17 protein-coding genes are annotated in these 25,772 nt (G+C 48.6%); 10 read left to right on the forward strand and 7 right to left on the reverse strand.

Translation table 11 applies throughout. The features are described 5' to 3' along the window. Positions 1 to 145 precede the first annotated feature (145 nt). Complete coding sequence (locus DWZ03_RS02495) at positions 146 to 622, forward strand: pyridoxamine 5'-phosphate oxidase family protein (protein ID WP_005830961.1); 477 nt, start codon at positions 146 to 148, stop codon at positions 620 to 622. A gap of 63 nt (positions 623 to 685) precedes the next feature. Here DWZ03_RS02495 and cysK read toward each other — a convergent pair whose 3' ends face one another. After that, a complete protein-coding gene (gene cysK, locus DWZ03_RS02500) occupies positions 686 to 1,633 on the reverse strand; it encodes a cysteine synthase A (RefSeq protein ID WP_117749257.1) in 948 nt (315 codons plus the stop codon). A 219-nt stretch (positions 1,634 to 1,852) separates the two neighbouring features. Between cysK and epsC the strand changes: the two genes are divergently transcribed. From epsC to DWZ03_RS02545, 9 genes are all read left to right on the forward strand, one after another. After that, positions 1,853 to 2,752 carry a serine O-acetyltransferase EpsC gene (epsC, locus tag DWZ03_RS02505; RefSeq protein ID WP_005830965.1) on the forward strand — a complete coding sequence of 300 codons (900 nt, stop codon included), beginning with the start codon at positions 1,853 to 1,855 and terminating at the stop codon, positions 2,750 to 2,752. 139 nt (positions 2,753 to 2,891) lie between these two features. Further along, entirely contained in the window at positions 2,892 to 4,391 is a 1,500-nt protein-coding gene (locus DWZ03_RS02510) for a THUMP domain-containing protein (RefSeq protein ID WP_044468333.1), read from the forward strand. Positions 4,392 to 4,411: 20 nt separating this feature from the next. Next, complete coding sequence (locus DWZ03_RS02515) at positions 4,412 to 6,637, forward strand: S9 family peptidase (protein ID WP_120128658.1); 2,226 nt, start codon at positions 4,412 to 4,414, stop codon at positions 6,635 to 6,637. Between the two features lie 169 nt (positions 6,638 to 6,806). Next, positions 6,807 to 8,081, forward strand: a complete 1,275-nt coding sequence (gene purD, locus DWZ03_RS02520) for a phosphoribosylamine--glycine ligase (protein ID WP_120128661.1) — start codon at positions 6,807 to 6,809, stop codon at positions 8,079 to 8,081. After that, positions 8,082 to 9,077 (forward strand): hypothetical protein, encoded by a 996-nt coding sequence (locus tag DWZ03_RS02525; RefSeq protein WP_005834261.1) that lies wholly within the window; start codon positions 8,082 to 8,084, stop codon positions 9,075 to 9,077. Continuing rightward, positions 9,062 to 9,541: a YqaA family protein gene (locus tag DWZ03_RS02530; protein ID WP_005830979.1), complete on the forward strand. Its 480-nt coding sequence runs from the start codon at positions 9,062 to 9,064 to the stop codon at positions 9,539 to 9,541. The genes DWZ03_RS02525 and DWZ03_RS02530 overlap by 16 nt, the downstream gene beginning before the upstream one ends. Positions 9,542 to 9,703: 162 nt before the next feature. Further along, positions 9,704 to 10,390 carry a tRNA (5-methylaminomethyl-2-thiouridine)(34)-methyltransferase MnmD gene (gene mnmD / locus DWZ03_RS02535; protein ID WP_120128663.1) on the forward strand — a complete coding sequence of 229 codons (687 nt, stop codon included), beginning with the start codon at positions 9,704 to 9,706 and terminating at the stop codon, positions 10,388 to 10,390. Positions 10,391 to 10,460: 70 nt separating this feature from the next. Beyond that, on the forward strand, positions 10,461 to 11,387 hold the full coding sequence (locus DWZ03_RS02540; RefSeq protein WP_120128666.1) for a metal ABC transporter solute-binding protein, Zn/Mn family: 927 nt from the start codon (positions 10,461 to 10,463) through the stop codon (positions 11,385 to 11,387). Positions 11,388 to 11,397: 10 nt separating this feature from the next. Then, a complete protein-coding gene (locus DWZ03_RS02545; protein ID WP_005834252.1) occupies positions 11,398 to 12,204 on the forward strand; it encodes a metal ABC transporter ATP-binding protein in 807 nt (268 codons plus the stop codon). A gap of 74 nt (positions 12,205 to 12,278) precedes the next feature. Here DWZ03_RS02545 and DWZ03_RS02550 read toward each other — a convergent pair whose 3' ends face one another. From DWZ03_RS02550 to DWZ03_RS02575, 6 genes are all read right to left on the reverse strand, one after another. Continuing rightward, entirely contained in the window at positions 12,279 to 14,171 is a 1,893-nt protein-coding gene (locus DWZ03_RS02550; protein ID WP_044467909.1) for a hypothetical protein, read from the reverse strand. Continuing rightward, complete coding sequence (locus tag DWZ03_RS02555; RefSeq protein WP_120128668.1) at positions 14,164 to 16,689, reverse strand: glycoside hydrolase family 9 protein; 2,526 nt, start codon at positions 16,687 to 16,689, stop codon at positions 14,164 to 14,166. Before DWZ03_RS02555 ends, DWZ03_RS02550 begins: the two co-directional genes overlap by 8 nt. 5 nt (positions 16,690 to 16,694) lie before the next feature. Beyond that, complete coding sequence (locus DWZ03_RS02560; protein WP_057281478.1) at positions 16,695 to 17,930, reverse strand: AGE family epimerase/isomerase; 1,236 nt, start codon at positions 17,928 to 17,930, stop codon at positions 16,695 to 16,697. 167 nt (positions 17,931 to 18,097) lie between these two features. Continuing rightward, positions 18,098 to 19,786, reverse strand: a complete 1,689-nt coding sequence (locus tag DWZ03_RS02565) for a RagB/SusD family nutrient uptake outer membrane protein (protein WP_016272269.1) — start codon at positions 19,784 to 19,786, stop codon at positions 18,098 to 18,100. Between the two features lie 31 nt (positions 19,787 to 19,817). Next, positions 19,818 to 22,982, reverse strand: coding sequence for a SusC/RagA family TonB-linked outer membrane protein (locus DWZ03_RS02570; protein ID WP_016272268.1), 3,165 nt, complete (start codon positions 22,980 to 22,982; stop codon positions 19,818 to 19,820). A gap of 211 nt (positions 22,983 to 23,193) precedes the next feature. Further along, positions 23,194 to 25,569 carry an alpha-xylosidase gene (locus DWZ03_RS02575; protein WP_044468959.1) on the reverse strand — a complete coding sequence of 792 codons (2,376 nt, stop codon included), beginning with the start codon at positions 25,567 to 25,569 and terminating at the stop codon, positions 23,194 to 23,196. Positions 25,570 to 25,772 lie beyond the last annotated feature (203 nt).

Genomic DNA, 25,772 nt, shown 5'->3' on the forward strand with positions numbered 1-25,772 from the left:
CCCTCTCCGATAGAGAGGGGAGAGGAGAGCAATGAATTGAAAACTTGCGAAACTTGAGTGAAGTGAAATAAAGAATAACCCTACAATATTTAAATATCCCCACTCCCCTCTCTTTCGGAGAGGGGCCGGGGATGAGGCTTTGCACATGAAGACAATTACTATTACAGACCCTACACAGATTGAGGAAATTATCCGTAAATGCCCATACTGCATAGTGGGCATCACAGACCTTGAAGGAAACCCATATGCGGTTCCCATGAACTTTGCCTATCAAGACGGGGTAATATACTTGCATTCCGGCCCGGAAGGCAGTAAAGTGGAGATGGTAACAAAGCACCCGCAAGTTTGCATCACCTTCTGCGAAGGACACGAGCTGGTTTATATGCACCGGCAAGTGGCATGCAGCTACAGTATGAAGTCGCGCAGTGTTATCTGTCGTGGGAAAGTACACTTCGTGGAAGACATGGAAGAGAAGCGACGCGTACTCGACATGCTGATGAAGCAATATACGGAAAATGAATGCAAATATGCTGAACCCGCCGTACGCAATGTCAAGATATGGGAAGTAAAAGTAGAGAAAATAAGCTGCCGGTCATTCGGGTTAAGACCAAGCGAACTATAAATACCATCTGCCGGTCACCTGCTCCACATTGATGGAGCGGATAACCGGCAGAAATATTTACTTTTACAACGGATATTCCTCAAATGCATACAACAGCGTCGAAAGATACCGTTCTCCCGTATCGGGTAGCAGCGCTACAATCGTCTTTCCTTCATTCTCGGGCAACCGTGCCAAGCGGGTAGCTGCAGCAACGGCAGCTCCCGAAGAGATGCCGACCAACAATCCCTCATACTTCGCCAGTTCGCGACCCGTACGGATGGCGTCATCATTGGATACCTGCAGAACTTCGTCTATTACGGCACTGTTATAGTTCTTTGGCACAAATCCGGCACCGATACCTTGTATTTTATGGGGACCGGGCTTCCCACCGGAAAGTACGGGAGAATCTTCGGGCTCCACAGCCACAATCCTTACCTTTGGGTTATTGGCTTTCAAGGCTGCACCCACACCACTCACTGTGCCTCCCGTACCTACACCGGCCACGAAAATATCCACCCGGCCGTCTGTATCACGCCAGATTTCTTGTCCGGTAGTACGCTCGTGCATTGCCGGATTGGCAGGGTTGTCAAATTGCTGTAGAATCAGCGAGCCGGGGTTGGCGGCTTTCAGTTCTTCGGCACGGGCTATGGCGCCTTTCATACCGTCGGCACCCGGAGTCAGTACCAATTCCGCACCGAGGGCTTTCAAAAGGTTGCGGCGTTCCAAGCTCATTGTGTCGGGCATCGTCAGTATCAGCTTGTAACCTTTGGCAGCGGCCACAAAAGCCAGCCCTACGCCCGTATTCCCACTGGTAGGTTCGATGATGGTGGCACCGGGCTTCAACAGCCCTTTTGCCTCGGCATCTTCTATCATGGCAAGCGCCACGCGGTCCTTCACACTGCCGGCGGGGTTAAAATATTCCAATTTGGCGATAACACGGGCTTTCAGACGCTTATTCTTGTTATAATTATTCAACTCCAGCAAGGGAGTGTTGCCTACCAGGTCGGTAAGGCGTTCTGCTATCTTCTTCATAATCCAACCGTTTTTAAATTCCTCATTCCCCTAAGGGAAAAGACTAACAATCCGGAGTGGAACGAGGTATGTTATTTCTTACAAGACAAAAGTAGCGCAAAATTGGTTCGTAGAAAATACCACAAATATGGTAAATACGTACTATAAATGAGGGATATGTAGGATATTTGACGAGTATTTCCTATCTTTGTTGCCACTTTTAAACTTAAGGATATCATAATGAGTCCACTCAACTTTACCCACATTTTGACACAAGCAGTCGATGAGCTATCGGAAAGCGAATCATACAAAGGACTGTTTCACCAGCATACGGACGGCAACCCGCTGCCTTCGGCAAAAGTGCTGCGCGACATCATCGAACTGGCGCGAGCCATCATCTTCCCCGGATATTTCGGAAATTCTACGGTCAACAGCCGTACGGTGACTTACCATATCGGTGTCAATGTCGAACGCTTGTTCGACCTGCTGACCGAGCAAATCCTTGCCGGCCTCTGCTTTGCAGGCGACGGCGAATGCAACTGTTGTACCGAGCTCCAACGGGAAGAAGCCGCCTTATTGGCTGCCAAGTTCATCAGCAACCTGCCGGCAATGAGACGTACACTCGCCACAGATGTGGAAGCCGCCTACAACGGTGACCCCGCCGCACAGTCGTTCGGCGAAGTCATCAGCTGCTATCCGGCCATCCGCGCCATCAGCAACTACCGCATCGCACACGAGTTGCTCAAGTTGGGTGTTCCCCTCATTCCCCGCATCATCACCGAGATGGCGCACAGTGAAACGGGAATCGATATTCATCCAGGAGCGGAAATAGGTGGTTATTTTACCATCGACCACGGTACGGGTGTGGTAATCGGCGAGACCTGCATCATCGGCAACAACGTGAAGCTGTACCAGGGTGTGACCCTCGGTGCCAAGAGCTTCCCGCTAGACGAAGACGGTAAGCCCATCAAGGGTATTCCCCGCCATCCCATTCTGGAAGACAATGTGATAGTCTATTCCAACGCCACCATATTGGGACGCATCACCATCGGACAAGGAGCCACCGTAGGCGGCAATATCTGGGTGACAGAAGATGTTCCCGCAGGAGCAAGGATTGTACAGACAAAGGCCAAGAAGTAAGTCACAAACAACCAATAAACAATTAAAATCGTAAATAACTCAAATCAGCAGTTCAAGTAGTTAAATGGTTATCAGCCACTAATGAGAGAAACGAGTGACAACTACCCAGATTGCCGATTCACATAAAGTAAATGCATAGATGAGCGAACAATCTTTTGAAATGATTGCCAAAACCTTCCAAGGACTGGAAGAGGTACTGGCACAAGAGCTGACTGCACTGGGCGCCAACGAAATAGAAATAGGCCGCCGCATGGTATCTTTCAGTGGTGATAAGGAAATGATGTACAAGGCAAACTTCTGCCTGCGTACAGCCATCCGGATACTGAAACCCATCAAACACTTCACAGCCAAGGATGCCGACGAGGTTTACGAACAGATTAAAGCCATCCGATGGGAAGACTATCTGGATACGGACAAGACCTTTGCCGTGGACGCGGTTGTATTCAGTGAAGAGTTCCGTCATTCCAAGTTCGTTTCCTACAAGGTGAAGGATGCCATCGTGGACTATTTCCGCGAGAAGACCGGCGAACGTCCCGGCGTGCGTGTCAACAAACCGGACGTGCTGCTGAACATACACATTGCCGAAACCAAATGTACGCTGTCTCTCGACTCCAGCGGCGAATCGCTGCACCGCCGCGGTTATCGCCAGGAAGCAGTAGAGGCCCCGCTGAATGAGGTGCTGGCCGCCGGCATGATATTGATGACCGGCTGGCGTGGCGAATGTGACCTGATAGACCCGATGTGTGGTTCGGGAACCATTCCCATCGAAGCGGCGCTGATTGCACGCAACATCGCTCCGGGCGTATTCCGCAAGGAGTTCGCTTTCGAGAAGTGGGTGGATTTTGACCAGGAGCTGTTCGACACGATATACAATGACGACAGCCAGGAACGTGAATTTACGCATAAGATATACGGTTACGACAACAGCCCGAAGGCAAACGAAATTGCCACACACAATATAAAGGCTGCCGGCGTAAGCAAGGACGTGGTATTGAAGCTGCAACCTTTCCAGCAATTCGAGCAACCTGCGGAGAAATCCATCATCATCACCAATCCTCCCTACGGTGAGCGTATCTCTACCAACGACCTGCTGGGCCTTTACTCCATGATTGGCGAGCGTCTGAAACATGCCTTTACGGGCAACACCGCATGGATTCTTTCTTACCGGGAAGAGTGCTTCGACCAAATCGGGCTAAAAGCCACCTCCAAGATACCTTTATTCAATGGTGCGCTGGAATGCGAATTCCGCCAGTACGAAATCTTCGATGGAAAGTACAAGGAATTCCGTGCCGAAGGCGAGGAGTTGAGCAAGGAGCGCAAAGAATTTCGTCCGGCTTCTGGGGAACGGAAAGAGTTCAAACCCGGAGAAAGACGCGAATTCCGTCCCCGATTCAGTGGAGAGAGACGTGAATTCGGTAGCGAAAGACGCGAGTTCAACGGCGAACGCAGACCAAGAGAATTCAAGGACGGCGAAAAGCGCGAATTCCGTCCGCGTGAAAGAAGAGAGTTCAAGAATGGGGAAAGACGGGAGTTCAGACCGAGGGAAAGACGTGAATTCGGTGGAGAACGCAGAACAAGGTTGGGTGAGTCTTACCCGGAAAGCAAAAGAAGAGAGGCGGGAAAGAAGGAAGAAGAATAACACGAACAATGACAAGGAGAATGAATGCAAAGAAAATAAGTAAGAGCATTCTTGCACTGCTGATAACAGTACCTGCTCTGCTTGCAACAAACGCTATGGCACAAGAACTGAAAAAGCCGACCCTGGAAGATCTGATTCCCGGAGGTGAGACCTACCACAAACCGGAAAACAAATCGTACCAGTGGTGGGGCGATGCCGCTTGTCTGGAACTTGGCATCGACAATATAGAAGGTACATGGGCTGTCAAAGGATTAGGTGCCAAGCCCGGAGAGAAATTCACTGCCATCACATTGGAAGAAGCCAACGCGCTGCTGGAAGAAAAAGGACTTGGAAAACTGCGTCACTTTCATGCTGCAAAGGCTGTCAACGTACCCCGAGGCGTCAATCTGGGTATTCAAGTCCAAATAGACCCACTCCTGCTGCTGAACACCGGCAAGTACCGTGCCCTCGTCGACTGGAAGAAGAAAAAAGTCATCTGGAGCCAGCCTTGCCCCGCCCAAGCCGCAAATGAGGATTGGAACGAGGTAAGCCGCCATTTGGCTTATACTATCGGCAATAATCTCTATGTGATGACCGGTGACGGGCAAACCCTGAAAGTCACCAACGAACCGGAAGGTATCGTCTGCGGACAAAGTGTGCACCGCAATGAATTCGGCATTTCAAAAGGCACTTTCTGGAATCCTGCCGGGGACCTGCTGGCCTTTTATCGAATGAACGAAAGCATGGTCACCCCCTATCCATTGGTTGACATCACGACAAGAATAGCACTGGTGGATAAAATACGCTACCCCATGGCCGGCATGCTCAGCCATCAGGTAAAGGTAGGTATCTACAATCCGGCTACTCAAAAGACCATCTACCTGGACATGGGCGACCCAAAAGACCGCTACTTCACCAACATCACCTGGGCACCGGATGGTAAAAGCCTCTATCTGATAGAGCTAAACCGAGACCAAAACCACTCCAAACTGTGCCGGTACGATGCTGAAAGCGGAAAGCTGCAACAAGTGCTCATCGAAGAGAGACATCCCAAATATGTGGAGCCGCAATCTCCCATTCTATTCCTGCCATGGGACAGCCACAAGTTCATCTATCAAAGCCAGCGTGACGGCTTCAACCATCTGTACCTATACAATACGGAAGGGGAACTGCTGAAGCAACTCACCTCCGGCCCCTGGCTTGTACAAGACATCGTAGGTTTTAACCGGAACACGAAAGAGCTCATCATCAAGAGTACGGAAATCTCTCCTTTGCAGAGCAACCTTTACGCTGTCAACCTGAAGAATGGCAAACGCAGCTTGATAGGAGACCCAACCGGCATGCACTCGGCACAAATTTCCGGTTTCATGGGAACTTACCTCATCGACAATGCCTCTTCGCCCACTTGCCCCCGTATCATAAAACTGATGTCCACCAACCCGAAAAAACAACGGGAACACACACTGCTGACAGCCAAGAACCCCTACGAAGGCTTTGAAATGCCCAGCATAGAAGTAGGCACCATCAAAGCCGCCGACGGCAAGACAGACTTGTACTACCGCCTGATAAAGCCTGCCGACTTCGACCCGGCAAAGAAGTATCCCGCCATCGTCTACGTATACGGCGGCCCGCACGCCCAGATGATAACGAACGGCTGGATGAACGATGCCCGCGGCTGGGACATCTACATGGCAAACAAAGGCTACATCATGTTCAGCCTCGACAACCGTGGCAGCAGCAACCGTGGACTGGAGTTTGAAAACGCCACCTTCCGCCAGCTGGGCATCGAAGAGGGCAAAGACCAGGTGAAGGGCGTAGAATTCCTGAAAAGCCAGCCTTATGTGGACGGAGAGCGTATCGGAGTGCACGGCTGGAGCTTCGGAGGACACATGACTACGGCGCTGATGCTGCGCTATCCCGAAATTTTCAAGGTAGGCGTTGCCGGCGGACCGGTTATCGACTGGGGATACTACGAGATAATGTACGGTGAGCGCTATATGGACACTCCGCAAGCGAACCCGGAAGGCTACAAGCAGACAAATCTGAAAAACCTTGCCGGTAACTTGAAAGGACATCTGCTCATCATACACGACGACCACGACGACACCTGCGTGCCGCAGCACACCCTTTCATTCATGAAGGCGTGCGTGGATGCCCGTACCTATCCCGATTTGTCTATCTATCCCACGCACAAGCACAACGTCCTGGGACGCGACCGTGTGCATCTGCACGAGAAGATAACAAGATATTTTGAAGAATATCTTTAATGTACAATGTACAATTTGCTATGCAGTGCGGGCGTGCAAATAGGGAGTAGATGGTAGAAGAAAGAAGAGAATAAAAGAGAGAATAAATCATTAAGTATAACAATCTGTACAACTTACCTGATGCCCCACAGCACAGACAAATTGTACATTGTAAATTGTAAATGAACCCATGAAAGTATTATTATTAGGCTCCGGTGGCCGCGAACACGCTCTGGCATGGAAGATTGCCCAAAGCCCGAAAGTAGAGAAACTATATATTGCGCCCGGCAATGCAGGTACAAGCGAAGCAGGCGAGAATGTGAACCTGAAGGCGACAGACTTTCCCACACTCAAGGCCTTTGCCCTTGAGAAAGAAATCGACATGATTGTTGTGGGTCCCGAAGACCCGTTGGTACAAGGCATCTTCGACAGCTTCAAGGAAGACCCTGCCACCTGCCATATCGACATCATCGGCCCCACCGCCAAAGGTGCTACACTGGAAGGTAGCAAGGAATTTGCCAAAGGCTTCATGATGCGCCACAACATCCCCACTGCCCGCTACAAGAGCATCACCGCCGACAACTTGCAGGAGGGACTCGACTTCCTCGCTTCCCTCGAAGCGCCTTACGTACTGAAGGCCGACGGACTGTGTGCAGGCAAGGGCGTGCTGATTCTCCCCACACTGGAAGAAGCTCAGAAAGAGCTGAAGGAAATGCTGGACGGCATGTTCGGCGATGCCAGCGCCACGGTAGTCATTGAAGAGTTCCTCAGCGGCATCGAATGTTCCGTATTCGTGATGACAGACGGCCGCCACTATAAGGTATTGCCCGTAGCCAAAGATTACAAGCGTATCGGCGAAGGCGACAAAGGCCTCAACACCGGCGGTATGGGCAGCGTTACTCCCGTACCTTTTGCCAACGAAACATTTATGGAAAAAGTACGCACCCGCATCATCGAACCTACCGTAAACGGTCTGCTGGAAGAAGAAATCGGCTACCAAGGCTTCATCTTCCTGGGACTTATCAACGTGAAGGGCGAACCGATGGTGATTGAATACAACGTCCGCATGGGCGACCCCGAAACCGAAAGTGTAATGCTACGTATCAAGAGCGACCTGGTAGACCTACTCGAAGGCGTTGCCCAGGGCGACCTCGACCAGCGTACACTGGAATTCGACCCACGCACAGCCGCTTGCGTCATGCTGGTAAGCGGAGGATACCCGGAAGCCTACGAAAAGGGCAAGGTGATGACCGGATTCGAGAAGGCTGCCGAAACGGACAGCATCCTCTTCCATGCCGGAACAGCCACCAAAGACGGACAGACCGTAACTGCCGGTGGCCGTGTCATCGCCGTCTGCTCCTATGGTGAAACAAAGGAAGAAGCCTTGCAGAAGAGCTACCGCGTGGCCGACATGATAAACTTCGAGAAGAAATATTTCCGTCGCGACATCGGATTTGACTTATAAATGAGAACGAAGAGATTCCAGAACCGGATAACGGCAGGGCGGTTCACACTACCCACCGCTATCCTGATTTCAGTATCCTGCTGGATACTGACCGCTGTTCTGTTGCCCGAGACGGAGACACAGCAAAGCGGATATTCCCTTTGGGAAACATTCTGCGACTTCTGCATCCCCACCTGGGCAAACCGTCTCTTCAGCTTTATTCTGTATGCCGTCATCGGGTACTTCCTAATACAGCTCAACAATACGTTCGCCATCATCCGGATGCGGGCATCGGTACAGACTTCTGTCTACTTCCTGCTGATATCCGTCTGCCCCAGCCTACACATGCTGTATGCGGGAGACTTGGCAGCCGCCTCCTTCCTGGTGGCACTGTTTTTCCTCTTCAAGAGCTACCAGCAGGCACGGCCCACAGGCAGTCTCTTCCACGCCTTTGTCTTCATCGGACTGGGCAGCCTGCTTTTTCCGCAGCTCATGCTGTTTGTCCCCATCTTCTGGATAGGTGCCTACAACTTCCAGTCTCTCCAACCCAAAAGTTTCTTCGCCTCCTTGGTAGGATGGAGCGTACCCTACTGGCTGTTGCTGGGACACGCCCTCTACTACGGGCAAATGGAACTCTTCTGCCAGCCCTTCCGCGAGCTGGTGACCTTCGCTCCCACCCGGTTCGACTATCAGCCGTGGGAACTCGCCACCCTCGGATATCTCCTTGTTCTGTTCATCGTCAGCGCGGCACACTGTCTCATTGCCGGCTATGAAGACAAGATACGCACCCGAAGCTATCTACACTTCCTCATCCTGCTGAATTTCTGCATCTTTGTCTATATCGGACTGCAACCGGTATTGAGTGTCCACCTGATGTCCTTCCTGCTCATCGGTGTCAGCATCCTGGCGGGACACTTGTTTGTACTGACAAATAGCCGCAGTTCCAATATATTCTTCATTTGTGCATTTATCGGATTATTCATTCTATTAGGATTCAACATATGGACGCTTTTGTAGATACACTCGTACAGCTGCTAATTGACTGGGGATATGTCGGTCTGTTCATCTCTGCCCTATTGGCAGGAAGCATCATTCCGTTCAGTTCCGAAATAGTGATGGTAGCACTGGTCAAGGTCGGTCTGAGCCCGGCACTGTGCGTACTCTCCGCCACCTTGGGAAATACGCTGGGAGGCATGACGTGCTACTACATGGGACGTCTGGGACGTATAGACTGGATTGAGAAATATTTCAAGGTAAAAAGGGAAAAGATAGAACGGATGCAGCATTTCCTCCAAGGGAAAGGGGCACTGATGGCTTTCTTCGCCTTTCTGCCTTTTGTGGGAGAGGCCATAGCCATTGCACTGGGCTTCATGCGCAGTAATCTGATGCTGACCACCACGTCCATGTTTGCAGGGAAACTGGTGCGCTACATAGCTATGCTGTGGGCACTGCAAGGAGCCATTTCGATGATGAATTATTGACATGTAGTGAGTTTGAGCAATAGATGTATAGATACAACGCGTTGGATGTATAGATGCAACGTGCTGGATGTATAGATGCAGCACGCTGGATATATAGGCGCAACAACACGCTGAATCACAGAGAATTAAACTAAATAAAAACATTCAACAAAAGCAGAAGTGATGCAACGAATCATAGAGAAGACGGAAGACGGAAGTGCGACACTGTTTGTACCGGAACTGAATGAACATTATCATTCGGTAAAGGGGGCACGTACAGAATCACAGCACATCTTCATCGACATGGGACTGAAAGCATCCGCTACTGCCCGCCCGCATATCCTTGAAATCGGTTTCGGCACCGGGCTGAATGCCCTGCTTACACTGGAAACTGCCGAAAAGGAAAAGAGACCTGTGCACTATACCGGTATCGAACTCTATCCGCTTGCATGGCCGGAGGTGGATGCGCTAAAATATAGCGACAATCCTCTGTTCGAGGAACTGCATCGGGCTGCGTGGGAAGAAGAAGTTGCCATAACTCCTTATTTCACACTGAGAAAAGTGCGGGCAGATGTCGAAACAATAAGCATTGACAGTTTGTTAATGATTAATAAATCTCCGTTCGATGTTGTCTACTTCGATGCCTTTGCACCCGAAAAGCAACCGGGAATGTGGGAGGAAAAAGTCTTCCGGAATATCCATGCCGCCATGAGCACCGATGGCGTGCTGACCACCTACTGCGCCAAAGGAGTAGTACGCCGCATGCTGCAAGCCGTAGGATTCAAGGTAGAGCGTCTCCCAGGTCCTCCCGGAGGGAAACGGGAGATACTGAGGGGAAAGAAAGAGGAAGTGATAATGGATAAGGAATAGTTGATAATGAATAGTTGATGCCCCCTGCCACAGCGCAGCCAAATTGTAAATTGTAAATAGTAAATTGTAAATGAAAAAGTTTTGTTTTTTACTCCTCATAGCCACCTTGCTCTTCTCGTGCAAGCAAGGAGGCCAACAGAACAAGAAGAATGACGATAAACCCGTGATTACCGTCACCATCGAGCCGCTGCGGTATTTCACCGAAGCCATTGCCGGCGATGAATTCACCGTCGTCAGCATGGTGCCCAAAGGTTCAAGTCCGGAAACCTACGACCCCACGCCCCAGCAGCTTGTCGACCTTGCCCAAAGCAAGGCCTATTTCCGCATCGGCTACATCGGTTTCGAGCAGACATGGACGGAAAAACTGACGGACAATGCTCCCCACCTGCAATTCTTCGATATGTCCGAGAATGTGGAACTTATTCTGGACGATACCCATGCACATCATCATAAAGACGGGCATGTACACGAAGGCCATACGCACGCCGGTGGTGTGGAACCCCACATCTGGAATTCCACCATCAACGCCCAAATCATTGCCGGAAATATTCTGAATGCACTCTGCGCCATAGACAAAGCCAATGAAAACGCCTACATGGAACGTTACAACGCACTCATCCGGCGGATAGAGCATACGGACAGCCTCATCTGCCAGATGCTTTCCAGTCCGAATGCCGACCGTGCCTTCATGATTTATCATCCGGCACTTTCCTACTTTGCCCGCGACTACAACCTGCACCAGATTCCTATCGAGGCAGGTGGAAAGGAACCCTCCCCCGCCCATCTGAAGAACCTGATAAACTCCTGCAAGAAGGAGAAGGTACGCGTCATCTTTGTACAGCCGGAATTCGACCGCCGCAATGCCGACCTTATCGCCCAGCAGACCGGAACCCGGGTGGTGGCTATCAATCCCCTCTCATACGACTGGGAGGAGGAGATGATGAATACGGCCCAAGCACTGCTCACCCCTCGTTCCCCTAAAGGAGAAGGAGAATAAAGAAAAAAACATGCTCGCATCTCCTATTATAGAAATAAAGAACCTCAGTGCCGGATACGATAACCGGACTGTGTTGCACGATGTAAACCTGACTATCTACGAACGTGATTTTCTGGGTATCATCGGCCCCAACGGTGGAGGAAAGACCACACTTATCAAGTGCATCCTGGGACTGCTGAAGCCCACTGCCGGAGAGATACTTTATCATACCGATTCCCCGTCACCCGAAGTAGCCGGTTCTCAATGCCTACCCCTCAACACTCGATTATCCATGGGGTATCTGCCCCAGTACAGCAGCATCGACCGGAAGTTTCCCATTACAGTAGAAGAAGTCATCCTTTCAGGCCTCAGCAGCCAAAAGCCACTTGCTTCGCGCTTCAATACCCGACACCGGGAAAAGGCCCGCCATGTGATAGCCCGCATGGGACTGGAAGGCATGGAACAACGCGCCATAGGTGCCTTGAGCGGCGGACAGTTGCAACGCGCCTTGCTGGGACGTGCCATCATCTCCGACCCACAGGTCGTGATTCTTGATGAGCCCAGTACCTACATTGACAAGCGTTTTGAAGCCCGCCTCTACGAACTACTGACAGAAATCAATGAAGAATGTGCCATCATCCTCGTCAGCCATGACATCGGTACGGTATTGCAGCAAGTCAAGTCTATCGCTTGCGTCAACGAAACGCTGGATTACCACCCCGACACCGGTGTCACGGAGGAGTGGCTGGAACGGAACTTCAACTGCCCGATAGAGTTATTGGGACACGGAACACTGCCACACAGAATACTGGGGGAGCATAAGCATGCTCATGAATAAGCAAAGGAGGTTGGTTTTACAGTAAACCAGCCTCCTTGCTCTTTCAAATAGTCACCCGGCAATCTTCTTACCCATTATTTATATCGGAATGCCTTATATGAATGGGGCAACAGTAATAAACGGAAAGAATTCTTAGGCGTAACCGGACGTCTGGTCTGTATCACCGGTCCGGCAGGAAGAGGACTCAAAACAGTCCCATCCTCCAAGCTTTCCAGCTTCATCACCTTATCACCGGTCACGATACGCACCTCTACCGGTTCGTCATTGAAGTTCTCTACCACCAGCGTTTTATTGTCATATACAAACAGGCCTACTTTGGAGGGAGCTTCCAGACAGACTCCTATGTCCTTACTCATAATGCGACGAATTTCATTCAAGGCATTGGCCGGAAAATCATACAGATTGCCCATATCGTCGGGAATGGTAAGAACATACAGATTACCGGTAGCATACGGGGCTCTCAACAGAATAGGATAGCCCGAAACTCCACCCGTCAGCGGACGACCGGCACTGACCATCTCCCAAGCATCATTCGTATAATACTGCACCTGCGGAATCAACAGGTCACGTCCGGACTGCCCGTAACGGCCGAAATCATTGACAAGAGCCTTCAAATCAGTACAACGCAACTCGGCTACCTCTGTAAGCTTCTCAGGAATGGCTTTCAGCAAACTGCTCGTAACCACCACATCACGCCCGCTTTGCAGTTGTCTCTTGATTTTAGCCATAATTTCCGTATCCTGTGCAGCTTGTGCAGTCAGCAGAACCACTTGCTGGTCTTCCGGAAAAACAGGACGCATATCCATCGGCAAACCTATCATGCCCAAATAGTTCTGAAGGAAATCATCACCGGCGGCATGAAAAGGCTTGTAGGATTTTATACCCACCGGATTCCCCAGCTTATGAATCAACTTATCCGTTTGTTTCAGCACAACACCGGCTATACGGGCCATCGTGGTAGGTTCTACCAAAGAGCCGTCTTCCAACCGGATGGGAGCGGTCACCTCATCATAGTTAAAGCTGGTACCCATTCCCTGCCAGGGAGTACGGTATTTAGGAGACAACTTCACATCCAGAAGCTGGTGATAGGCAAAGAGAATAATCTCGGGAGCCTTGGCAAGCATGGTCAAATGAAGCTGTTCGGCATACCGGTCCATACCCATGTTCAGTCCACCTACATCGACCCATCCCCCACCGTTATAACCCGGACGCAGGTTATCGAAATAACGGATAATATTATAACTCAGATAGTTCTGCAAATGCTGATTACCTGCCGGGTCCCTTGTTTCAGTACCGGTCCAGACACCGTCAAAGAGCTGGGGACCTTCCTCCAAATTAAATCCCAAACCTTGAAAGTGATCATACCAGTTGGGATATTTGATAATCACCTTTACCTGAGGATTCACTTTCTTGGCAGGTTTCAGCACGAGGTCACGACCGGCCTCGGTCATCAGCTTCAAGCGGTAGTCCGTCCAGCTCTGCATTCCTTTTGCCTTTATTTCTATGTCGGACTTGCAGCTGGTGAAGAAGAAATCATCCAGAATAAACTCATCAAAGTGTTTCGCCGTGTGTTCCGCAATCTTTTGCACCATCTTGCGGTGTTCGGGATTGGAATAGCAGAATGTCTCGAAACTGTTTGCCTCGTTGATGGTATAGGTAATACCTCCAGCTGTCTCTATACCCCGGTCATGAAAGAATTTCTTTGCCTGCTCCAGAGTGGCATCCTCCACAACCAGCAAGTCCCGGTGTGTTTCCAGATAAATCTTGTCCACTTCCAACTGTTGTGAAATCACATTCCAGGTAGAATCCAGCCAATGGATGTCCTTCATCTTGTCTACCTCGTAAGCACGGACATAAATGGATACTTTGAAACTCTCGTAAGCTTTTGCCTGCATGGTCATATTACAAACCATGCAGAGCAGAAAAACTACAATTACAAACTTATCTACCTTTATTTTACTATTCATTGCAATTCAATATTTTATTAGACGCCAATACCATATACATAAACCACGTAGCATGTCCACCCAGGCAATACTCACCTTCCTGCCACAAGAACGGAAAATGAAGCAGTTCGGGTAGATCGGGACGAATCAGATTAGTACCCGGAGAAACTCCACCCGGGATATAAGACCAATCAGCACGATTGACACCATAGGCGGCCTTCATCGTTTCGGCACCAACTCCCGTTACAAAAGCTGCCTGGTTACGTCCCGGATGCATACCCAGCAGATACTGGACGGCATTAAAAATGTAGTCCGGTGTAAATAAGTCAGGATAAGCAGCATGTAAATAACAGTAGTTATAGCCCAAATGCTGAGGCTCCCATGAACCGGAAGAACGGTTACCTCTGTCGTGTGGCACTCCATACGGGGTTTTACTGCTATACTCCTGATACATGGCCTGTAACTCCGGCAATGCCTTACGAATAGCCTTGCTGAAACGGACATTGCCCACAGCTTGGTCGAACCGTCCGATGAACCAGCCCGTCTGACGGATATTCTTGCAGATGAAATCCTGCTGCTGCAAAACGAAATCGCGGTACCCGGCTTCCTTCGTTGCCAGATAAAGCTCTACGGCGGCATGTACTTTCGTTGTCAGTATCCAATTGTTATCACAACGTGTAATCTTAAACAGCTCACGGGCTATTTCCAGACAATCTGCCGCCAGAGTATCATTATGTCCCTTCAGCACGCGTGAAATACCTGCCAGCCAAGCGGCCACCTGTAACTCACGTCCCGGATTGTCTTCCGTAAACACCCAACGGTCATCAGCCGTTCCACTGACATGATCAGTATGGGCCGAAGCATCTCCCAAGTGTGCATATTGCCGTACAGTAGGACACAAAATTCCTCTATAGAGGCGTCCCAATGCCTTCCAACCGGCTACTACGGTCAAAGCCCCGTTTTCCACTTGCTGTAACAAGTCGTTTTTCCCGTCAGGCTGGTGTATCTCTACAATCCGTTTTTCGAAATCAATGGAAGTCTCGTCCCAGTAGGCACCGAAATTCTCACAAGCCATAGCGAGGATATAGGCTTCACCTGCCTGCGACTCCACACGCAGGTCATAATCGCCTGCATCGTGCCAACCGCCTACGTTCAATCCCGGAACAAGATCGCCCGGCTGATATTTACACAGAGTAGAAGGTCCCTGGCTATATCCGTCAATGTGATTGATATTCGTTTGGGCCATTCGGGCATCGTCCTGGTGACAGAAGTCATGCCATACACGATACTTCTCGTTGACACGCATGTGACACATCTGTACCGGCAGGAAATATTCCACCTCCGCCTGCCAGATTCCTTTATCCCAAACATCCTTTGCAATACGGAACACCGGAGAAGCCGCATCACCGTACATCACCTGATAAAGTCCCTCTTCCGTAATTTCCGTAAAGTCGAACTGCAAATAATGGTAACGCTGGAAATCTCCCCAATCCTTGGCAGCCTGCTGTTTCACCAGTTTCCTGCCGTCGGCCGCAATACGGTAGAGGGCAGGTTGCCGGAAATCTGTATCCCGTTTGTCCAATTCGATGACAGCCACTTTCTTCTGTCCGGGATGATAACCCACTTGGGAAGTCTGTACTACCGGTGCATAGCGCCACTCCTTGGTAACTGTGGGACGGATAATCCATTTTACCGCATTCCCTTTCGTTCCTGCCGGAAATTCCGAACGAAGCACAAACCAACCGTTATTATGGTTTATCCGTCCGTCATACAGCATCAAATCTCCCTTCTCACTCTCAATCGTAATCTTTGCCAACTCATCCTGCGGATTGAGCACAAACTTTTTTCCCGCGGCAAGAGGGGCAGAGACAATATCATCGGCAATCATCGGATTATAAGTCTTCCGGTCCAGAAGCAACTGGTCCAGGCTGGCTTTCCCCTTAGGATTGAAGTCTCCGATATGCTCCATATTGGAGGTCTGCTTCATGGTGGGCCCCATCGCCTGATGAGGGAAAACACCCGTCCGGTTATCCATAATCCAGGGCTTGCCCAACAAGGTAGAAGGCACCAGCTCCAGATTGAAACCGAGCTTCCCGGCAAAGCGCTCCGGAACCGGCCGGTCCAAATCAACAGTCAATACCAGATAGTCCTTTTCCCCTTTCACCTTGATAGTATAGCCGAAAGCAAAATCCGGATAGAGCATCGGATTGAACCCCGCCATATGCTTGGCCGAGTCAGGATAGCTCAGTGTGACACGGATTTCGTTGGCAGCCTCATCCACCACCCGTTTCCTCATCTTGGGCAATCCCTGCCACTGCCCCTGCGAAATCTCGAAACGCACATCACCGCCTGCGGCCCTGCGGTCTCCATTCAAAACCAAGGTGACACCCCCTTGGTGTCCTTCAGGATAGACATCACTGAAAACCATCACATTGGCCCCGTGGTTTTCAAAATACCCCGACGGGTTAATCTTGAAGTCCTGGGCTTGCAAACCTGCACAAAGCATCAGTGATGCCGCACCTATTATCAATTTCTTCATACGTATTATTTTAAACGATTATACATTTCCACTCCCAAGCGTACCGTATGATATGGACAACGCCACATACTTACTTTGGGAGCCTCCTTTTTAGGCTCTCCGTCGAAACAGTCGCTATACCATTCCCCGTATTCCTTGTCCACCATATGGTCTTTGACAAAAGTCCAGACCGTATCAACCGATTGTAGATAAACGTCACTCCCGCTGATTTGCCAAGCATTGACACAAGCTATCACCGTTTCAATCTGGCCCCACCATGAGGCATGCTTGGTTTTTCTGTCACCTTTCTTCTCGTAAATCATATAGCCTTTATCACTCATTCCTTCAGCCAGACAAGCTTCCGTCACATCCAATGCAAGCTGATTTGTCTGTTCTATCAAGTCCTGATTTTCCAGCGTACGGGCAGCCTCACAAAGCAACCATCCGGTCTCAACATCATGTCCGTAAGAATCCATTTCGACCAGACTGTTCCACTCATTATCAAAGAACAGATTGAAATGCTTCCTTGACGGGTCGTAAATGCGGTTGATGAACAAATCGACGCAAAACTCAAGCCTTTTCTTCAAGCCATTGTCTTTCCAGCACTGATATAGAAGGGTATAAGCTTCCAACACATGCAGATGGGCATTCATGGTCTTGGGAGCATTATTGTCATATCGCTCCAATTTCTCCCAATTTTCGGTAAAGGATTCCACATAACCGTCATATTGCGGTTCGCGACCTTTTTCTTCCAAGACATGATACAAACTAATAGCAGTTTTCAGACTTTCGTCGTTACCCGTCGCCAGATAGTGCTCTGCCAGTCCATAGATGGCATAGGTCATGGCATAAGTATATTTAGAAGCATTCACTATCTCACCATCGGGATTGACCAGCCAATATACCCCACCGTTCTCCTTATCTATGAATGTATCGATGAAATAACGCTGAGACTTGTCGGCAAGTTTCAGATAGGATTCATCTCCAAATGTACGGTATGCAGCAGAAAAGCTCCACAGAATCCGGGCATTCAGCACCCCTCCTCTGGGAGCATCTACCACCGGAGTACCATTCCGTAATACCATACCATAAAAACCGCCGTCAGGCGCCACTGCATAATCCATCCAAAACGGCAACACGCTGTCCTGCACATTGGCAACAATTTCCGCACACAATGTCGACCGTAACGAATTATGCCGAACAGTACATGCACACACGCCCATACATATAAATAGAAGGAAACAAAATGTTTTTCTTGCCATACTTAACTACAAGTTTAAATTGTGGACACTTAATCATCTGATTTGCTCATTCAGGAATACATACCCCAAACATAGTGAAGAATCTCTTTTCTGTAGAAGAGATTCTTCACTTCGTTCAGAATAACAGAACAATATAATTGTCTATTCTTAGCACAATTTTAGAGTCATCAATATCCCTCATTCTGGTCCTCCGAATTGATGAGAGGATTATTAAGAATCTCATTAGTAGGTATTGGGAAAATCTCCTGATATTTCTGATGCTCAAAATAACGGAAAGAATCGCCAGTTTCCCAGCACTCCTCCGGTGTAGAATTGGCTTTTGTTTTCGGGTATTCGCATCTGAACCATTCTTCAGCCAACCCCATACGGCAAAGGTCGAAATATAAAGAGAACTCTGCATTGAGCTCATGACGGCGTTCTTGTGTCAAAGCCACTTTCCATACATCACTTGTATACCCTTTCCGCGTCTTATATTCAGCATAAACAGTCTTTGCATCGGGTACATCGACAACTGTCGTATTCAACATTGCCTGCGGGAAATCAATGGCTTGTACACCAATTTCCAAGTTACCCCACGCACGATTACGCACTTGTCTGATCATCTCCCATCCGGTCGCTTCCTCACCCGTCTCGAAACAACATTCAGCATAATCCAGCAATACGCCTGCATATCGTTTGAAAGTCAATGAAATCGGGCAATACACAAACCCGTCCTTACCCGGTTGCTTTCTCCAATACTTCAGTGAATATACACAAGGTACATTTTCAGAGCCTTGTACATATCCGCTGTAAGAGGGATTGGTACCCAGTTTTTCATTGGTAATAGGATGTACGTCACCCGTACCTACACAAGTATACTCCTTGCGCTTGTCTCCCTGCTCAAAAGAGCGATAATACTCCCAAGACAGAGCCAAGGACCCCCAACCGCCATACTCGGGAGCGGCACACATATAGCCATACCATATCTTGCCGTCATCGTGGCTGTTGCCTCCCCAATTCATATTGCCGTGAATATGATAAGCCACCTCAAAAATGGATTCTTTTGTCCAATGGTTGTCCCAGGCATGAAGATTGGCATAGCACGGCTCCAATGCATAGGTATTACTGGTAATAATGTCATTCAATTCCTTCTTGGCTTCAGTAAATTTCTTCTGATACATATAGAGTTCTGCCAAAAATGCCTTGCAGAAACCTTTCGTAATACGACCGTATTCTCCATCGGCAGGTTCCCAATCCAGCTTTTCCATGGCAAACTTAAGGTCTTCCTCAATAACCTGATAAGTGCCTTCCAGATTTTCAGGACGCGCCTTTCCTGCACTGGTTGTATAAGTCTCACCCGTAAGCAACATGGGGACAGGGCCAAAGACTTTTGACAAATACAAGTAATTGTATGCACGAATGGCACGCGCCTCGGCTTCAAACTGCACTTTCTTTTCGGCAGAAAGCACGGAAACGTCCACATTCTGCAATCCGGCCAGAAAACGGTTGGCACGGTCAATACCCTTATAGCTCATACGCCAAGCCGTATCCAGCGAACCTTTATTGGCTAATACCGCATGACGTTGCCATTCGGCATCCCAGCCGGACGCCTGGCAATCCATCGTACTGTGTCCGGCAATAAATACATTGGGCTTAAATCCCCATGTCGTATCATCGCCACTATTATCACTGCCTTGATAGGTATAAAAAGTATCATAAATACCATAAAGCCCCGACTTTATATTTGCCTCATTCCGGTACATGAAATCTTCGGGCAGAATATCGTAATGATCGACTTCCAAATAGTCATCACAAGAACTGGTAGTACCCAAGGTGAGAGCACCCAACAACAATATATGGTAAAAACTTTTTCTCATAATATGATTTGTTTATCTGTTAAGTATTAGATTAGAATTGTACACTCACACCGAAAGAGACGGATAACGGGAACGGATAGCGTCCGCCATCGAAACCTGTCAGCAGCACTCTGTCCGAACCGACTTCCGGATCACCCCATTTGTTATACGAAGAAAGCGTCAATATGTTGTCTGCACTGACAAACATGCGGGCATTCTCCATCTTCGCGTGCTTTACCAAATTCTTCGGGAAAGTATAGCCAAACTGAATGTTCGAAATCTTCAAATAATCGCCTTTCTTAATGAAAGCGTCACTGGAACGGTGATTCTTATTGTGGTCGCCCTTGGTGATACGCGGATATTTGCCATTGGGATTCTCAAGAGTCCAGGCATTCTTCACATATTCTGCCAGAACGTTCTGGTAACCGCCGTCAGGACCATACATAGAAGTCAGACGGGCAGCGCTGTAAGAATAGACATCCATTCCGGCTACCCCATACATATTCATTGAAAAGTCGAAATTCTTGTAAGAGGCAGTAAGGTTCAAACCGTAGGAAAGAGTCGGGAAACCATTACCGATAACCGTACGGTCTTCGTCTGTAATCTGGCCGTCGCCATTCAGGTCGATATACTTGAAGTCACCCGGAGCGGTGTCACCATCCTGGTACTTGCCTGTAGGCGATTGAGCATTCAAGGCATCAATCTCCTGCTGGTTCTGAAAAATACCGGCCACTTTCCAGCCATAATAAGAACCTACGGCATAACCGTTCTGTGTGATGGAGTGATTGTCCCAGTCATCACCATCCTGCGTACCATAACTGTTGTTTTTATAGAAAATAGGGTCGCCCACCTCTACCGCCTCATTCTTCAAGGTAGAACCATTCACACGTACTCCTACATTCCAATCACCGAAACTCTTATTCCACGCAGCACTGACCTCAAAACCTTTGTTACGGATATGTCCGGCATTGGTATACACAGAAGTAAAACCGGTAGAAGGACGGATCTGACGATAAATAAGCAAATCTTTCGAGTCACGGATAAAGTAGTCCACCGAGAATGAAAGCTCGTTGTTCATAAAGGCCATGTCCAGACCGATGTTGGTCTGCTCGTTGGTCTCCCACTTCAGGTTGGTATCAATTTCCTTTTGCTGTGCAATACCGGCTGCATTCATCATGCCGCCCCCGGCCATCACATAGTACATACAATCCAAAGAAGAGAGCTGAGGGACAGAAAGACTGGTTCCGCTACCCGCATTACCGGTCTGCCCCCAACCTGCACGTATCTTCAGGTTGCTGAAAAGATTCAGATTCTTGATGAAGTTCTCCTCTGACAAGCGCCATGCCAAAGAAGCGGAAGGGAAAGTACCGTACCGGTTGCCCGAACCGAAGTTGGAAGAACCGTCGCGGCGTACTGTAGCCGTCAGTATATAACGGTCATTCAGACTGTAGGTCAGACGTCCGAAATAAGATTGATAACGGGTCTTCAAGTCACGTCCCCCATTTGTATTCTTGGAGCTGGGGTCGTTTGTCAAAGAAATCTGGCGAATGTTGTCAGCCGGGAAATCACTGGCACTGGTATTCAGCCAGACACCGTCCGTATCGCTGATAGAGAAACCTGCCATAGCGCTTACACGATGATGGGCATTCGACCAGTCATAGTTGACAAACGATTCTAAGGCAATCTCCGAGTTCTGATTCTGATTGATAGAATAACTGTCCTTACGGTCTTTCGAACCAAATGTACGAGGATTATAAGGGGTATATCCATCATAACCTTTTGTGAAATAGTTGTAGCTACCGATGGTTTTAAAAGTCAATCCCTTTGCAATGTCCAATTGCAGGAATGCACTGGCCACCAAACGGTCCCATTTGGAAATCTGGTCGGTTCTGGTCTTGGCTGCAGCCACCAGGTTGTCGGCCCCCTTGTTGATGTCACCATCAGACTCTTGTTTATAATGTCCCCATGAACCGTCGGGCAAAACGATAGGCATAGAATAAAAGACTCCATTCTCTACATAGTCCATCGTAGGAATGGCTTGCGCATAACTACGCATATTGCCACTGAAGTGATGCTGGGCATGTGTATAGTTCAAGTTCAATCCCACATGAATGAAATCTTTCACTTTATGAGTGATATTGGCACGGGCTGTCAGACGTTTGAAATAAGATTCAATGACAACACCTTCATTATTCAGATATCCCACCGAAAGGTTGGCTTGCGTGGCTTCCGTACCACCCGAAGCGGAGAGATTATAGTTCTGCTGCAACGCTGTACGTGACATTTCATCCTGCCAGTCAATGCTATTCAATTTGCCAATGTACTCTTCGCCAAAAGCCAGATTGGTCATGACCGAACCGTTACGGCAAGATTCGCGTACTGCCTTGGCAAAGAGATCTGCATCGGCCACGTCTATCTTGTTGTTGTTGAATTGAAGAGAATAGTTGGCAGAGAAGTTGACTTGTGCCTTGCCCTTGCTTCCGTTTTTAGTGGTAATCATGATAACACCATTGGCACCGCGCGTTCCATAAATGGCAGTAGCAGAGGCATCTTTCAGGATTTCAATGCTCTCCACATCGTTTGGATTAAGAAAGTCAATGGAAGTACCGACCTGCACTCCATCCACTACATAAAGAGGGTCGGAACTACCGTTTACGGTGGCTACACCACGAATACGGATGTTGAATCCCCCGTCGGGCGAACCGGAGGAACGGATGACGGAAACACCGGCGGCAGCTCCCTGCAGACCTTGTCCCAAGTTCACCGGATTACGTTTCATCATCTCCTCTGCATTTACAGAAGTAACGGAACCGGTCAGGTCGGATTTCTTCATCGTACCGTAACCTACCACCACCACTTCTTCCAATGTTTCGGCATCTTCTTTCAAGATAATCTTCAAGGCATTCATGTTTCCGGTTACTTTAACGGTCCTTGTCAGATAACCGATGTAACTGGCTTTCAGCGTAGAGCCTACGGGACACTGCAAAGAGAAGTTTCCGTCCAAATCGGTAATCATACCGTTCGTCGTACCCTCTACGATGACATTGGCACCGATAATGGGTTCGCCCTTCTCATCTACCACTTGTCCCTTTACGGTGGCTACACTCTGCTGCACTACAGCGACACTTGCAAACGGATATCCGCTTGTTGCAAAGAGAGGTCCGGCGCATGCCAGCGATACTGACATGATGCCCAAATACTTCATCACATTTCTCATAAATACTAAATACTTAGGTTTAACAAAGACCCTGCTTGGAATATACCAGGAATAAGAGTTTTGCCAGTTTGCTGGCACGGTCTTGCCAAGCCGTTGGCTAAGTTTTGCCAATGTGATGGCAAGACTTTGCCACTATAGTGGCAAAAAAGGTTTACTCTTTTCCCGGCCTACCGGCAGGAGTGGATTAAATATAGATTTTCAAAGATTAAGTTCAGAAACTCAGGGAAGTGCCTTCAACCTGATTCAGCAACTGCGGTTTCGCCTTTGCGCAATCCACTTTCACTACCTGAATGCGGTTGTCTGTAGGCAGGCATATCAAGCCCTCCGCCTGTTTCTTATCGGCACTATACACTTTCAGGCTCATCTTGCTCCAATCCATCTCAGAGGTGGACTGCGCCAACTTCAGATGAGGAAGCACCGAACCGTCGCGCACCAGCATGATTATCGGCAGGCTGCCTGCTTCAATCCTGTGCCATCCGCCTTCATACACTTTCTCCGTCTGATAGTCTATCCACTTTCCTTCGGGAAGGTAAACGGTGCGGCCGGTTATACCGGATTCGAGCAAGGGGGCAACCAGAATCTGCGAACCGAAGAGATATTCATCGTCCACCTTCCATGCTCCAGGGTCATCAGGGAATTCCACGAACAAAGCTCTCAACATCGGCAAGCCTTTTTCAGTACATTCCTTGGCTTGGGCATAAACATAAGGCATCAGCCGATATTTCATCTCTGCACTTTTGCGGAAAACATCCTGTACACGCTTGCTGTCGTACAACCACGGCTCTGTCGGAGGTGCACCGTGTGCACGAGTATGAGAAGTCAGAAAACCGAACGGCAACCAACGGCAATACAAATCTTCGGGAGTAGACTTTACAAATCCACCCATATCATGGCTCCAGAAAGAGAAACCTGACAAACCGAAGGACAAACCGGCACGGAGTGTACCCAGCATACCCGTATTCGTCGTAGCAGCATCACCGCCCCAATGCAACGGATAGCGTTGTGAACCGGCCCACGCAGCACGGGCCCACATAATATTTTCATTATGAAGCTTCTTGGTTATCTCGGATACTGCCATGTCGTAGCGCACCGGATAGAGATTGTGCTCATACCAACCACTTTTGCCCGAAGCATAAATACCGTTCAGCGGAGCCGCTTCGCCAAAGTCAACCTTGATGGCACTCACACCGATATTCAGCAGTCCGGCTAACTTGTCCTGATACCACTTTACAGTCTCCGGATTGGAGAAATCGAGCACCACATCCTCATAAGGAAGTTCCCCATTACCATTCTTTACATACATGTCCTTCTTTATCAGTTCAGGGAAATAACGGTTCTTGGGAGTAAAATAGGGCAACTGCCACAAGCAAACATGGAACCCTTGCGACTTCAGGTCCTTCAGCATCTGCTGGGGATTCTGGAAACGGTTTTCAGAAAACTTATAATCGCATTGCCAGTCTACATCAAACCAACCAGTATCAAAATGAATAACATCGCACGGATACTTATTCTTGCGGATATTAGCAGCCACATCATAACCTTCTTTTTCACTGAAATAAGTGATACGGCTCATCCATGTACCAAAAGACCACAATGGAGGCATACCCGGTTTTCCTACCAAATCAGTGTACTCATCCAAGATGTCTTTCGGCTCACCGAAGAATACGAACAAATCCAAGTTTTCGTCGCCCATAAACATTTTGTTCAGCCCGATATAAGTAGCACCGAAATCACAAGTGACAGGTGCGGAAGTATGCATGAACATACCATATCCCCGATTGCTCATAAAGAAAGGAATGGGCTTGTACATCTGGTCTGTTTCCGGACCTTGTGGGTCTGTAACAAACAGATTTACTTTCTGCCCCACTTTGTTCAACCCTGTAGCAGACTCGCCACAGCCAAAAATCATCTCATCTGCAGTCAGAGTAAACACGGGATTGATACGACGAGCATTGTCGCTTCCCCTTTTAATGAAACTGAAAGGGGTATACTTCACTTGCGTAGAATCAGCATCACGCAAAGTAACGGTTTGACTTAATATACGTCCTGTCTTATCTTTCAATACAACCCTCCAAGGATTCTTGTTTATTTGTACAGTTCCATAATTACCGGCATAGACAATGGTATTTTCCGTTTCGGTTACCTTCCAACTTTCATCTTTACCCGGTTCCTTCGCCAGCATAATGGATGTACTTACCTTAGGTTCCACTGGAGTAGTAAGCATACGAATACGTACTGTACGCGGAGTTACAAAGTCAATCTTAAATTTTAAGTTCGGGTCATTCTCATAAGCAGTAAAAGGAAAATCGAGCATTCTCATTTTACGGGGTTGCGCACCGTTGGTATTGAAAGCCTGACGTGGCATTAAATGCCCCCGTTTCCAATTCACCAGTCCTTCACCCGACTTAACGTCGAATGATTCCAGATGGTCTGCAAAGAATAAAGTATTACTTAAATCAAGGAAGTCCGTACTCATATCCAAAGCCTGATTCATCAAATACGAAGTACCATCATTGACATGCGGCTGTGCCAATGAACTACTGCAAGTGCACACAAGCATCGCCACCGTTAAAATTTTCTTTATCATAATATTAGAATTAAGTGATTTTGCTGCCAAATATATTCCTTTCCAAAGCGAAACATAGGTTATAAAAATGTCTTTTAATACCCAATTTTGTTTCACAATGCACATTTCGGCACCTTTGGAAACAAACAATACATTATTTTTCAACAAACAAATGACATAATCCTCAATATATACACAAAAATAGTCTTGCCTAATCAGAATAT

This window comes from Bacteroides sp. AF29-11, from assembly GCF_003602895.1.
Taxonomy (GTDB): Bacteria; Bacteroidota; Bacteroidia; order Bacteroidales; family Bacteroidaceae; genus Bacteroides; species Bacteroides uniformis.